General features: G+C 37.2%; 15 protein-coding genes. 13 read left to right on the top strand and 2 right to left on the bottom strand.

Going from position 1 to position 14,033, the window contains the following annotated elements; all coding sequences use genetic code 11:
- Positions 1-193: 193 nt before the first annotated feature.
- The 7 genes from tkt (at position 194) to CEF18_RS09380 (ending at position 7,075) form a co-directional block, all read left to right on the top strand.
- Positions 194-2,191 carry a transketolase gene (tkt, locus tag CEF18_RS09405; RefSeq protein WP_110936226.1) on the top strand — a complete coding sequence of 666 codons (1,998 nt, stop codon included), beginning with the start codon at positions 194-196 and terminating at the stop codon, positions 2,189-2,191.
- 157 nt (positions 2,192-2,348) lie between these two features.
- Complete coding sequence (gene sirA / locus CEF18_RS09400; RefSeq protein ID WP_183040921.1) at positions 2,349-2,798, top strand: sporulation inhibitor of replication protein SirA; 450 nt, start codon at positions 2,349-2,351, stop codon at positions 2,796-2,798.
- A gap of 123 nt (positions 2,799-2,921) precedes the next feature.
- A complete protein-coding gene (locus CEF18_RS09395; RefSeq protein WP_110936224.1) occupies positions 2,922-3,131 on the top strand; it encodes a YneF family protein in 210 nt (69 codons plus the stop codon).
- Between the two features lie 202 nt (positions 3,132-3,333).
- Entirely contained in the window at positions 3,334-3,984 is a 651-nt protein-coding gene (locus tag CEF18_RS09390) for a tyrosine-type recombinase/integrase (RefSeq protein ID WP_223292282.1), read from the top strand.
- Positions 3,985-4,031: 47 nt separating this feature from the next.
- On the top strand, positions 4,032-4,253 hold the full coding sequence (locus tag CEF18_RS26420; protein ID WP_223292366.1) for a tyrosine-type recombinase/integrase: 222 nt from the start codon (positions 4,032-4,034) through the stop codon (positions 4,251-4,253).
- A 1,338-nt stretch (positions 4,254-5,591) separates the two neighbouring features.
- On the top strand, positions 5,592-5,687 hold the full coding sequence (locus CEF18_RS27150; protein ID WP_407690390.1) for a putative holin-like toxin: 96 nt from the start codon (positions 5,592-5,594) through the stop codon (positions 5,685-5,687).
- 611 nt (positions 5,688-6,298) lie between these two features.
- Complete coding sequence (locus tag CEF18_RS09380; protein WP_110936222.1) at positions 6,299-7,075, top strand: YheC/YheD family protein; 777 nt, start codon at positions 6,299-6,301, stop codon at positions 7,073-7,075.
- On the opposite strand, the gene CEF18_RS09375 is transcribed toward CEF18_RS09380, so the two are convergent.
- Positions 7,072-7,563, bottom strand: coding sequence for a DUF3898 domain-containing protein (locus CEF18_RS09375; RefSeq protein WP_263053810.1), 492 nt, complete (start codon positions 7,561-7,563; stop codon positions 7,072-7,074). The two genes, CEF18_RS09380 and CEF18_RS09375, sit on opposite strands and share 4 nt — an antisense overlap.
- 28 nt (positions 7,564-7,591) lie before the next feature.
- On the opposite strand from CEF18_RS09375, the gene CEF18_RS09370 reads away from it, so the two are divergent.
- From CEF18_RS09370 to CEF18_RS09345, 6 genes are all read left to right on the top strand, one after another.
- Entirely contained in the window at positions 7,592-7,918 is a 327-nt protein-coding gene (locus CEF18_RS09370; RefSeq protein WP_110936221.1) for a hypothetical protein, read from the top strand.
- 297 nt (positions 7,919-8,215) lie between these two features.
- Positions 8,216-9,283, top strand: a complete 1,068-nt coding sequence (gene mnmH, locus CEF18_RS09365; RefSeq protein WP_110936220.1) for a tRNA 2-selenouridine(34) synthase MnmH — start codon at positions 8,216-8,218, stop codon at positions 9,281-9,283.
- Between the two features lie 297 nt (positions 9,284-9,580).
- Entirely contained in the window at positions 9,581-9,853 is a 273-nt protein-coding gene (locus CEF18_RS09360; protein WP_110937645.1) for a metal-sensing transcriptional repressor, read from the top strand.
- 16 nt (positions 9,854-9,869) lie between these two features.
- Entirely contained in the window at positions 9,870-12,257 is a 2,388-nt protein-coding gene (locus CEF18_RS09355; RefSeq protein ID WP_110936219.1) for a heavy metal translocating P-type ATPase, read from the top strand.
- A gap of 25 nt (positions 12,258-12,282) precedes the next feature.
- Positions 12,283-12,492 (top strand): copper chaperone CopZ, encoded by a 210-nt coding sequence (copZ, locus tag CEF18_RS09350; protein ID WP_407690389.1) that lies wholly within the window; start codon positions 12,283-12,285, stop codon positions 12,490-12,492.
- Positions 12,493-12,830: 338 nt separating this feature from the next.
- Positions 12,831-13,355, top strand: a complete 525-nt coding sequence (locus CEF18_RS09345; protein WP_110936218.1) for a CcdC family protein — start codon at positions 12,831-12,833, stop codon at positions 13,353-13,355.
- A 190-nt stretch (positions 13,356-13,545) separates the two neighbouring features.
- On the opposite strand, the gene CEF18_RS09340 is transcribed toward CEF18_RS09345, so the two are convergent.
- Positions 13,546-13,977, bottom strand: a complete 432-nt coding sequence (locus CEF18_RS09340) for a DUF2621 domain-containing protein (RefSeq protein WP_110936217.1) — start codon at positions 13,975-13,977, stop codon at positions 13,546-13,548.
- Positions 13,978-14,033 lie beyond the last annotated feature (56 nt).

Here is a 14,033-nt window from a genome sequence, read left to right as displayed (position 1 = left end):
ATATATATCATAGCCGCAATACACTCTGTAAATTACAGAATGTATTCATTATCAGATGTTTTAAATGAAATTAGTTTTTTGTAAATGTGTTATATTTTTAACTAACATGCTAAATATGGTTGTCTAACCTCTCTATAAAGTATATGATAAAAGTATATTTGATAAAATTTTTATGAAAAGAGGCTGATCAAGAATGGCTACAAGCATCGAGAATTTATCTATTAGCACGATCCGAACACTATCAATTGACAGTATTGAAAAAGCGAATTCAGGTCACCCGGGAATGCCTATGGGTGCGGCACCAATGGCTTATGAATTGTTCAGTAAGTACATGAATCATAATCCAAAAAATCCAGATTGGTTTAATCGTGATCGTTTTATTTTATCTGCGGGTCACGGATCTATGCTTCTATATAGCTTACTCCATCTCCATGGCTATGACGTTTCTATAGATGATTTAAAAGGATTCAGACAGTGGGGAAGTAAAACTCCAGGGCATCCCGAATTTGGACATACTCCAGGAGTAGAAGCTACAACAGGTCCTTTAGGTCAAGGTTTTGCTATGTCAGTTGGTTTTGCTATGGCTGAAAAGCACTTAGCTGCAACTTATAATAAAGACCAGTTTAATGTTGTTGACCATTATACATACAGCATTTGCGGAGATGGAGATTTAATGGAGGGTGTTTCTGCTGAAGCGTCTTCATTAGCAGGTCACCTGAAATTAGGAAAACTTATCGTTATGTATGATTCAAATGATATTTCCTTAGATGGTGATTTACATGAATCTTTCTCTGAAAGTGTCGAAGACCGATATAAAGCATACGGATGGCAAGTAATTCGTGTTGAAGATGGTAACGACCTTAAAGCAATTAGTGCGGCAATTGAAAGCGCTAAGTCAGATGAGCGTCCTACATTAATCGAAGTAAAAACAATGATTGGTTTTGGCTCTCCGAACAAAAGTGGTAAATCAGCATCTCATGGTGCACCACTTGGGAAAGATGAAGTCAAATTAGCAAAGGAATCGTATAAATGGACTTTTGAAGAAGATTTCCATGTTCCAAATGAAGTGAGAGAGCACTACAAGAAGCTCGAAGAAGAAGGTCAAAAGAAAGAAGACGCTTGGAATGAGCAATTTGAAGAATACAAAAAAGCTCATCCTGAGCTCGCTAACCAACTAGCTACTGCTATTAAAGGCGAGTTACCTGAAGGATGGGATAAAGATATTCCTGTATATGAAGAAGGAGACAAGGCAGCTACCCGTGCGCACAGTGGAGAAGTAATTAACGCTTTGGCAAACTCTGTACCGAGTTTGTTTGGTGGTTCAGCAGATTTAGCTTCTTCTACAAAAACAATGATGAACGGAGAAGATGCTTTTTCTCGTGATAACTACTCCGGTCGAAATATTTGGTTCGGTGTTCGTGAGTTTGCGATGGCCGCTGCAGCAAACGGTATTGCATTGCACGGTGGTTTAAAGCCTTATTGCGCAACATTCTTTGTTTTCTCGGATTACTTACGTCCAGCGTTAAGATTGTCTTCACTAATGAAAATCCCTACAACGTTTGTGTTTACGCATGACAGTGTTGCAGTAGGGGAAGACGGTCCTACTCATGAGCCTGTTGAGCAGTTAGCTGCTATTAGAGCTATTCCGGGTATTTCTGTTATTCGTCCGGCTGATGGTAATGAAACTGCTGCAGCATGGAGAATTGCATTGGAAAGTTCTGACCAACCAACAGCTTTAGTGCTTACTCGTCAAGGTTTACCTACACTTGCTTCGACGAAAGAGAAAGCATATGAAGGCGTGAAAAAAGGTGCCTATGTTGTTTCTGAATCGAATGGTAAGACAGACGGTTTACTACTGGCAACCGGTTCAGAGGTTTCTCTAGCGGTTGAAGCACAACACGCGTTAGAAAAAGAAGGAATTCACGTTTCCGTAGTTAGTATGCCAAGCTGGGATCGTTTTGAAGAACAAACACTAGAATATAAAGAGTCTGTACTTCCTTCAAATCTTAAAAATCGTTTAGGAATTGAAATGGCAGTATCTATGGGCTGGGATCGTTACACGGGAGATCATGGTTCTATATTGGCAATTGATGGTTTTGGAGCTTCAGCGCCTGGAGATAAAATTTTACAGGAGTATGGCTTTACATCAGAAAATGTTGTTTTGAAATTCAAGCAGTTACTAGAAAAATAATTGTTAGAATGGGATGTTTCAAAAGGTCTGTTATGACCTTTTGAGACATCTTTTTTATATGACAAAATTAGTCAGCTTTCCTAACACATTCTGACAAATCCTTTAGGGTAGTTCTTCTATAATTAAGGTAGGTACAAGCTTTAGGAGGAGAATGTCTATGAGAAGGTATGATATCATTTTAGTAAATGAAGAGGTAGCATATATGTACAACGGTATGGAAAAAAAACTTTTTCATCTATTTGTTGAAAACTATTATGCCAAAGGGATATTAAAGACAATTACTGACTTACAAATAAATTATATAAAAAATGACTATCACATTGATGAATTAGATACATTTCTTTTTGAAGCATTAGGTAAAGAAGATGACTACCACTATTCCTTTGAAAAGCATATTTTACAGCTTGATAAGTATAAAAGTTACGCAAGATTAATCTTATCCAAAAATAAAATTATTTTATACGCAGATGGAAGTTTGGACGCAGAGACAATGTTTTTTGAAGTGCTACGTAATTTTAGACCCTATTTCTTAGCAATCAGCGTCCAATCTAAAAGGTATGGCTGGTTAAAACCAATACGACCACTAGATATGGCGATAGAATATTAAAAAGTGTTGACTTGTTTTAGGGAATTCCCTTTCAAAATCATAACTGTTCATGTATAATAAACAGGGTTGAGAGAGAAAAAGGTCGAAACAATAACTTGAAAGAATGAAGGAGGGTCAACGCCGATGTGGGTAAATATTTTAATCGGTGTCATCGCTCTGTTAGCAGGGGTCGCACTAGGATTCTTTCTTGCTAGACAGTACATGATGAATTACATGAAGAAAAATCCGCCAATTAACGAAAAAATGCTTCGAGTGATGATGATGCAAATGGGGCAAAACCCATCACAGAAGAAGATTAATCAAATGATGAAAGCAATGCAGAATCAAAAATAAGAATGGACACTCCGTGATGGGGTGTGCCGCAAGGGTTACAGCGATTTGGAAGAAAATTTGGTGATTAATCTTTCATCTAAACGTTGTCTCTCTTATGAATCTTTCCTCTGCAGTTTATTTTATCGGTTCTACTTCTGAATACTAAAACCAAAAAACCTCTTTTCTCGTTGAAAGATTAATCCGAGAAAGGTGGTTTTTTTTATTGTTATTAGTAGATGTGTTGGAAGAGTATTATTACGTGTGTAAGATGAGAGGGTACACAAAGAAGACCATGCTTAATAAATGGTCAGAGTACAACAAGTTTTTAAAATTCTTAACAGAACAGAAGCAGATTGTAGAATTGGAAGAGGTTACTATAGGTGTTTTAAGGTCATATATGAGGTATAAGCAGGAACAGGCATTGCAACTGCAACCTCAAAGTATCGTATCTATGTTTAAAATAATTAAGGCATTCTTTAGTTGGTGTGAAAGAGAAGAATATCTAAAGACAAATGTGGCGAAAAGAGTGGACTTACCTAAAGTACCGAAAGTTGTCTTGAATCCTTTCACAGCAGAAGACGTAGAAGGGATGGTAAACGCTTTTACGTACAACGGATATATAGAGGTTAGAAACAAAACAATCATCATGTTACTAAGCGATTGTGGACTCCGATCGTCTGAAATACGATGGTTACAATCCGAAAACGTTCGAGATACAGATATTCTAGTGTACGGAAAAGGAAACAAGGAACGATTGGCTTATATTAGTCCAATATTGAAACGAACACTGATTAAGTATGAACGAGCAAAGAAGGAATATTTTAAAGACAAAGATACAACTTCTCATTATTTTCTTTCCTATAAAGGAACATAATTGTCAAATGTTGGTTTATTTGACATTGTTAAGGAAGCAGGCTAGGGATAGAAGGAAAGCGATGCTCGGCACACTGCTTTAGACACTTTTTTGCGGTACAATCGCTCACAGGGAGTAACATCGATTTATACTCACTGAGTCGCTTGTTAGGGCATTCAGATGTTAGTATCACGCAAAGATATTTAAGTTCCATAAGCGATGAGCAATTGTCTAAAAAAACCAATTCAAGTAGCCCGTTAATGAATATGAGAAATAAACCACCCACTTAATGGGGGTGGCAATGTTCATTCAACCTAATTTAATAGACACGGATGGAGATGGGAAGAATTTATATCCCTGAAAAAACCATTAGAGATAATACTGTACCGTGAAATCCTCACCTTATATCAAGAACCCCCCCCCCCGAAAACATATGAAGAAACCATTTACCACTATAAGATATATATAGAATTATAGATTAATTTTTTTATAAGGGATTTTTGGGAGTATATAGACTAATCTATTATCTAAGGGTAAAGTTTTTCGTAGCCCTTCAAAATGTCCTTACCAGGAGAACAAAACAGTCTTTTTAGGGTATCAATTCAACTGATACTCTTTTTGTCGTTGGTACATATACAAATCAACCATAAGAAACGTTATGTTAATCTTTTTTCTTATCCTCTTTCTTCTTCTTAGCTAATCACCTGGGCAATGATTTATCGTAAAACATTTGATACATCATTTTTATTGATTTTCTTGACGGTTTATTAGCCACCTTAATCCCTCCTTTTTAACGATGATACTAAGCCTTCATTTTGTATCATTAAAATTGATAGACTTTTTTTAAAAAATGCGTTGCTATTAAAGGGTTTCTTTGGTGTCTTTAGAACTTAAATTGATCTCGAAGAGCTATTGCAAAGCAACGTAAAGTACCCATCAAACACAGAGTGTGTATAGATGGGCATTCCATGATATACAACCACAAAATTGGGGTGTATATAACTGGGCACTCTCTCCGTTTGTGGTTATAAATTTAAAATATGATTGTTCAACTCTCAAATAAATTTATAGCACTCTAAGAGTCCGTTGGTGAAGTTTTATGATGTTGATGACTTGTGTACAATTAAAACTTAATTAAAACCTCCCCAACGGACTCTGCGGCACTCTTAAAACTCCATTAGTATTAATTATAACTGCACTGGTCGTGGAGGGTATTTTGCTCTCTTTTACAACTATTCATAATTATTACGGTTAAATTTAAAATTTACCTGGTCTCTCCTATATTATACGGGAATCGAAAAAAAGGGGGGTTAAATTTATTGCCAAACCGTCAATAAGAAGGGAGTGAAAGAGTTTGAAATTTACATTTATTATTCATATCGATAACAAAACAATCAAGACTCTATTAACTTATTTACTGCTGTTTCTTCTGTAACGCAAATGGGTTATTGAAGTTCGAAATAAACATTTTATAGCGCAGTGTTCATTGGTTTTTTGTGTGGGGGGGGATTTCCGAATAATGATGAATTTTAAACTTAAATAGACCGATTCGTTTCAAGATGGTAATATAAGGATATATCAAATGTTGTGAGCAGGGGGGCGGTAAATCCTTCGGTATTTCGGAGGTGATGGATATGGAGTTACAATTACTTTTTACTGCTGGAATTTTTCTTATTGCATTACTTACTTTTGTAGTTTTGTTAATAAATTTGGCGAAAAAGTAACCCACCCTGCGTCCAAAAGCAAAAGTTTAACTTATTTACAATGCCGACTGGCCGCTATCTTGCCGAATGACATTTGTGAGAGTCGAGATGCTACCAACATCTCGGCTCATTTTTTATTTTATGATTAACTTAGAATAAAGATGTTAAACATTTAACGACTTCATTGAGCAATAGCTATGTTTAAATAGCCATGTCCTACACTTAAGTAGCTTGTCCATAGATTGATTATAAAATTTTTAAGCCGCATTGTAAACAATTATCATTAAAAAACAGCACTTACGATTGGGAAAAGGCTAAATTTCAGAGGAATATAGAGAGATTTAGAATACATTTGACACCCCTCATCCTCCTACATCGATTCATAACCCCACACCCTCAGGGAGGGGCATCGATCGACTCTTCTTCTTGAACTCGTTCCTCGCTGTTTTCTTTATCTATATTTTCGTTAAATTTGTAATATGTGGTTACCTTCATTACACCACCTCTTCTCTCTTTACATATATTATTAAAACAATGGGTGCTGTAAGATTCAGACTGTACCTTAAGGCTTTTAAAGCAAGACAAAGTTATATGAGGGATTGGAACTATTATATGAATAAGGAGGAAGAACTTTGAGATACACTGGAGGAAGCAAATGGAAAAAGCACAAGATTATGATTAAAAATACAAAGGTACAACCCCATTTACCGGAAACGGCTAAATTCACACCTGAAATACTGTGGAGCTATTTAAGAAAATGCAATAAAGTCGTCTTGAAGCCAGTAATAGGAAGAAGAGGAAGGAATATTTTAAAGGTCTCTCGTTTAGGTCAATCCCGATATGAAATTCATTTAAAAAATAAAAAAAATATTTACACCAGTGAGAAAGAAACGCTAGCTTATATTGAAAAGTTTATTAGCAAACGAAAACATATTCTTCAACGAACGTATATTGTTCAACGATACATTGACCTTGCAACCTATGAAAACAAACCCTTTGACATCCGAGTGATTGTACAAAAGCGAAAGGAGTCGAGTGAGTGGCATGTAACAGGGATGGTATCAAAGGTGGCTGGAAAAGGTTTTATGGTAACCAACGATAGATCAGGTGGGGGAATAATCCTTCCAGTAACTTCTGCTTTAAGAAAAGCAAATGATGATATAGCAAGGAATAGAAAAGAAATAATGAAGGAAATAGAACGAGTCGTATTGATTGCAACAAAAGAACTTGCTTCCTATTGGAAAAAACAAACAATCATGGGTTTGGATGTTGGGATAGATAGAGAGGGTCACGTATGGATTATCGAGGGGAATTTATGTCCCGGTATAAAGAGTTTCTATAAATTAAATGATAAAACAATGTATCGGAGAATTAAGAATATCCGTCGAGAAAATAAAAAAATAATTTAGTTTATGGGTAGCTTTGGGGCTGAAGGTTTTGTAGGAAAAAACTCCACTAGCGAGGCACTTTTATCAAAAGAAAATGCTTCTCCTTCAATCAATATCACATATTTCCCGTTTACCTTAGCGATGTGCAGGTTCTCACTGAAATCAGATAAGAGAGCCTTTACTTCCATATGATCCAACTTCTGCTTTAACTCGACCTCCGGCTGGTGATCAATGATCGGGGAAGAAGCCTCTACGACCTGCTCTGTTGTCCATTTTTCCTGTAGCTGGCGTTCAGGTGTATTAGACCATGCTTCGATTGATTCTTTTTCCTGTGCCCGCTCTTCACTGTCTTCTTCATAAGCTTCGGCGATATATTGTTGAGCTGTTTCGACAACTTTAGCTCGAATGATTTCCACCATCGATCGATTGTATTCTACATATTTTAAGAAGTCCTCGAAATAACGTGCGTGAGAGGACTGATGGATTTTCAGCTCCCATTCCTCGAGCATGCCTTCTTCAGGCATGTAGGGGTATTGGATGGATGAGCCCTTATATACCAACCGATCCCACTTTCTATTGGCTGTAGTGGTCTCTGAACAATTAAGGTCTCAGCTAGTAGAAGAAGTACCTTTGTCTAAAGTAAAAGTAACATTAGCCCTTGGTGGTGTTGAAGAGAAAAGAATTGTTGTATACTCTTTTACTAATAATCCGAATCAAAACATAACAGAGATAGTACCTAAAGGTAGTCTACTGTCTTTCACCTTCTTGAGTGGTAATGAGATAGCCTCTGAACTTAATGTGGAAATTGAACGGAGAAGAATAATTAGTCCAACCCAAGTTCTGATATTTTGCACTAATATGTGACGGATTAACCAACAATCATACATTATCCTAATGCTTTAGTAGACAACTCATATCCATTATGGTAAACTTTCCTCAACGGAAAAGTGGTTTTTTTGGATTAGGACAACCCTATTGAATCAACGTTAGGATAAAGTTTATAGGTTAAAAGTCCTATATTTCACAGAAGAAGATTAATCAAATGATGAAAGCAATGCAGAATCAAAAATAAGAATGGACACTCCGTGATGGGGTGTTTTTTCATATGTAGGGAAGCAACATGAAAAGGTCAAATTACTATAGAAAAAGGTGAGATAAAGTATGTCTGAACGTATATTACCATCTATCCAGTATCGTGAGCTGTTAGAACATCCGCATTATTTAATTGACGTTCGATCACCCGCAGAGTTTGAAGAGTTTCATGAACCCGGAAGTATAAATGTCCCGCTTTTTACTAATGATGAACGAGCCCAAATCGGCACTCTTTATAAGCAGGAAAGTCCTGAGAAAGCAAAAGAAATAGGCGTTAATATTTACTCGAAGAAATTACCGGAGTTTTATGCTAAATGGATGAAGTTTAATGAAAAATATGCGCCGAAAACGGCTGTGGTTGCATGCGCGCGTGGAGGAATGAGAAGTGCATCATTTGTTTCTGTCATGCATGCGATGGACATTCCTGTTCTCCAGTTGGAAGGAGGAGTTCGATCGATTAGAAAGCATGTACAGGAGCGATTAGAGAGCTTATCCCAGATGAATTGGAAAACGATTGTCCTAGAAGGGAACACTGGTACCGGGAAAACAAAGTGGCTTGAGGAACTAAAACAAAGAGGGTATCCAGTCATTGATTTAGAGGGTTTAGCTAATCATCGTGGGTCTGTGTTTGGACAAATAGGAAAAACGTTTCGTAGTCAAAAGCAGTTTGAATTTTTACTGGCGAAGGAACTCTCAAAAATTTCTCCAGGTAAAACCATGATACTAGAAGCTGAAAGTAAACGAATCGGTCGTATCGTATTACCTGATTTTATTATGGAAACAAAAGAAAATGGTCATTACATTGAAATTCATGATGGCCTTGATAGAAGAGTTGATCGATTGTTAGAAGATTATCAACCTCATGAGTATGTAGAAGAGTTTAAACATGCGAGCGCAATTATTAGAAAAGGTTTACCAACAGTATTTCAGAAAGAAATGGATGAACTATTAAAGCAAGAAGATTTTAAACAACTTTCTAAACTTTTGCTCACGGAGTATTACGATAAAAAGTATGGCCATAAACGTGCAACAAATGAATCTGATTTTGTAAAACGAGAGCTTTTACTTCATGATTTATCAGAAGAAGAGATTATGGATACAGTGGAAGAAGAAGTGAATCATCTTATGGTTACATAATTATTTTATGGTAAACTAGATGAATTAGAGTGCTTAGTAGAAGATAAATCGATTATTATATACCCCCACTTAGATTACAGTTTATATACTGTAATCTTTTATTATTTTTTAGTATATTTATTGAAAACTCTATATAAAATATAGGGTGATGATACCCCTACTTAAAAACGATTCGTAATTATTGACATTAATACTCACCGGGGGTATGGTATATGTATAGAAATAACACGAATAGAGGTGCTCGCTTTGGATGATAGATTAACGATTCCACTCACGTCGGACAAAGAACCAGTAAATATGCGATCAGAAGCTGAAAAGAAACAATTGCTGCAAAGGTTGAAACGAGTGGAAGGGCAAGTACGAGGGATTCAAAAAATGATAGACGAGGACCGTTATTGTGTAGATATTCTTGTTCAAGTTTCTGCTATAAATGCTGCCTTGAAAAAAGTAGGATATAAATTACTAGAGGATCATACTAGAGGATGTGTGACAAATGCGATCCAACTTGGTGATGGCGAAGAATCGATTGATGAATTGATGAAAGTTATTCAACAGTTTTCTAAGTCGTAATGAGATAGGAGAGGGAATGAATATGACGAAAAAAATACAATTACCTATTCAAGGAATGACATGTGCGGCTTGTTCTTCTCGAATTGAAAAAGTCTTAAATAAACAAGAAGGGGTAAACGCTACTGTTAATTTAACGATGGAAAAAGCGACGTTAGAGTTCGATGAAGCATTATTCTCTCCTCAGCAAGCTGTTGAAAAAATTGAAAAACTAGGCTATCACGTAGAAGATGAAAGTTTGGATCTTTCTATCGAAGGGATGACATGTGCAGCCTGCTCAGCTCGAATTGAAAAAGTAATTGGTAAATTAGATGGTGTAAAAGAGGCAACCGTGAACCTTACAATGGAAAGAGGGAAAGTGAGATACACTCCCGGGCTCATTGATGAAGAAACTATCATAAAACGAATCGAGAAAGTTGGTTACAGTGCCAAACGCCATCGTGAAAATGAGGATGGTAAAAAAAATAAGAAAGATAAACTAGTGAAAAAACAACAATTTTTGTTTTTATTCGCATTGGTTTTCTCGATTCCTTTATTTATTACGATGATCGACCATTTCTCCAATGCGATGTTACTCCCTCATTGGTTGATGAATGGGTACTTACAATGGGCACTTGCGACACCGGTACAATTCTATGCTGGACTTCAGTTTTACAAAGGGGCGTATAAGTCTTTAAGAGGTGGCAGTGCCAATATGGACGTATTAGTCGCAATGGGAACTTCGGCTGCTTACTTTTATTCTGTTTATCTCGTCATGCTGGGTGAGGTGAATCTGTTTTTTGAAACTAGTGCGATCATTATCACCTTAATTTTACTAGGGAAGTTACTAGAAGCTAAAGCCAAAGGTAGTACGTCTGAGGCAATTAAAACATTAATGGGACTTCAGGCAAAAAAAGCAACAGTGATTCGAAACGGGGAAGAAAGTCTGATTGCTATAGAGGATGTTCAATCGGGAGACTTAGTGAAAGTTCGACCCGGTGAGAAAATACCTGTAGATGGTATTGTTCATGAGGGTCAATCCTCTGTTGATGAATCGATGTTAACAGGTGAAAGTATTCCAACCGATAAAACTGTTGGCGATGAGGTTATTGGGGCAACAATCAATAAACAAGGCTCTATTACTTTCCACGCCACAAAAGTCGGCAAAGATTCAACGCTTGCTCAAATTGTGAAAGTAGTGGAAGACGCCCAAGGCTCCAAAGCTCCAATTCAACGCATGGCCGATATTATTTCTGGCTATTTTGTTCCTACTGCACTTTTGATTGCAATTCTGTCCTTTATCGGCTGGTATTTCTTTGCTGGTGCTTCGTTCCAGGTGGCACTGATAAACTTTACCGCAGTATTGGTTATTGCATGTCCTTGTGCTCTAGGCTTAGCTACACCAACATCAATCATGGTCGGTACTGGTAAAGGTGCGGAGAATGGAATCCTTTATAAAGGCGGGGAACATTTAGAAAGGGCCCATCATACCGACACAATTGTATTAGATAAGACTGGAACAATTACGAAAGGGTCTCCAGAAGTGACGGACTTACTAGCGTTTTCAACGGAATCAGAGGATAAAATTCTACAAATTGCTGCTTCTATTGAAAGTTACTCTGAGCACCCGCTTGGTTTAGCGGTCGTAAACAAGGCGAAAGAAAGCCAGCTTCCGTTTTCAACAATTGCGGGTTTTGTAGCGATCCCAGGTTATGGACTAACAGGAAAATTAGCTGATAGTCAGGTATACGTTGGCACACGAAAACTTATGATGGACAACAATATTTCTCTTGGGGATACCGAAGCTAGAATTACAGCTTTGGAACAAGAAGGAAAGACGGTTATGCTTCTAGCTGTTGATTCGACGTTGATGGGCGCAATCGCAGTGGCAGACCAGGTCAAAGAGACATCGCAACAAGCAGTGTCGGAGTTGAAAAGCCAGGGCTACGAAGTTATTATGATTACAGGCGATAATGAAAGAACGGCTAAAGCTATCGCTGCATCTGTTGGGATTGATTCTGTCTTTGCCGAAGTTTTGCCAGAACAAAAAGCAGAGAGAGTGAAACAGCTACAAGACGAAGGGAAGAAAGTGATCATGGTAGGGGACGGGATCAATGATGCCCCAGCACTTGCAACGGCAGATATTGGTATGGCAATTGGTACTGGTACTGACGTGGCTATGGAAGCAGCGGATATCACGTTGATGCGAGGAGACTTGCGCTCGATACCGCAGGCCATTCGCTTAAGTCACTTAACAATGAGAAATATTAAACAGAACCTGTTTTGGGCGTTTGTTTATAACTCCATTGGAATTCCTATTGCTGCTTTAGGATTGCTGGCACCATGGGTTGCTGGAGCTGCTATGGCGTTTAGTTCTGTTTCTGTTGTTTCGAATTCCCTTCGCCTGAAAAGAGTGAAGGTTGAATAAAATTTTAAAATAAAGGAGAGAATTGATGATGAAGAAAGAAGTTATTCTTGTAAAAGGTATGACATGTAACCATTGTAAATCATCTGTCGAAGGAGCATTGAAAAACTTGGAAGGTGTTTCCAATGCGGATGTAAATCTAGCTGACAATAACGTTACTGTTGATTATGAAGAAGGTGCGGTGACAGTCGCGAAAATGAAAGAAGAAATTGAAGAACAAGGGTACGATGTTATTTAGGTATTCTTTAATAAACCCTTCAGAAAAGTGTTAAGAACTGCGGTTCTTAGCACTTTTTTTATTTTTAAACGATCGTTTAAAAAGTTCTTTTCTCTCATTAGAAGAATTCTGCAGGAAGGGATTTTTTCTGCTCTTCCGCTCCCTTGATGGAACCTTTATCTGCCAGCTTGTGATGCTTCCGTTAGTATATGGTAGTAATAGTTTTGGACCTAAAGATTAATCAGTAATCTCCTACATATTCTTCTATTCTGATTTCAACTCTCCAGAAGGGCGTGCGATTTTGACGGATAACTATGGTATAATAGTTTGGCGTTAGATTGGCTTTAGGAGGAAACGACATGTACGGGATCATCTTTTCAATATTAGCTGTATTTATGGCTATTTTTGCTATGTTTATTCGTATGAAAGCAATGAAGCGGCCTGCATCGGTGAGAAAAATCCTTATTCCACCTGTTGCAATGTCTACTGGTTTCTTAATGTTTGTGTACCCGCCAGTGCGAGAAATTACTTCATTAGAAATAATCGAAGCTTTTTCAGTTGGAGTATTATTTTCAGTTATACTGATTAAAACTTCTGCCTTTGAGATCCGTGAAAATGATGTTTTTATGAAACGTTCAAAGCTTTTTCCATTTATTTTAACGGGTTTGTTAGTTATTCGTGTTTTATTTAAATTAATTTTCGGGATTCACTTTGAATTTGAAGTTTTAGCAGGAATGTTTTTCGTATTAGCTTTTGGTATGATTTTACCATGGCGAATAGCGATGTATTATAAATACAAGGAAGTAAAACAACAACTAGATGATCAAAGATCTTCGAAGAAACAAAATACTTGGCACGTTCAAACAGAAAACCCAACACCTTGATAGCGGCACTATCAGGATGCTGGTTTTTTTTTACAAGGTAAGAATTTATAAGTTGACAGCTATCTTTACGCCACACGCATCAAGGGAAGTTCGCCTCCTTTCGAGTAGCACCTACACGCACTACGTAGGTGCTACTCGGGGTGGCTTTAAAGATCACGCTGTATTTAATAAAAGACGCTTTGCGTTTTTCTTATTGATTAAAATATGGTTCATAGGGACTTGCATCGATCTTTTTTTCTTTCAGTTTTTTTCTTAAAAACTTATGATCTCTCTTAGGGGTAGCTGCGATATACCCTTTAATGATGAGTTCTTCTGTCATTTTATCTGCATTTTCTTCTAAAGCATATTCGCCAATTTTTCCGGCGATTTTGCCTTTCGCAATATCCCGAAATAATTCTGGTACGGGTTCTACAAGTTCATTTAATAGTTTCTTTTTATCATCTGTCCATAGATGAAGTGTTTCGTCTATATAATAACCCTGCCAATCGAGGATTGATTTTCCGTCTTCTTTCGGCAACTTTTTCAGGAATTTTCGAAACATAAAATAACCGCCTATTGCAACTAAGACAAAAACAACAACAGACCATAGAAAAATAAACCACATATATAAATCTCCGACCATCGGGTCACACCTCTTTTCTTCTCTCCTAGTTATTTTACGATATTTAAACCACTCTG

This window comes from Salipaludibacillus neizhouensis (assembly GCF_002886185.1).
Lineage (GTDB): Bacteria > Bacillota > Bacilli > Bacillales > Salisediminibacteriaceae > Salipaludibacillus > Salipaludibacillus neizhouensis.
Note: the sequence above shows the minus strand (reverse complement) of the source record. Positions and strands in the feature narration are given on the sequence as shown.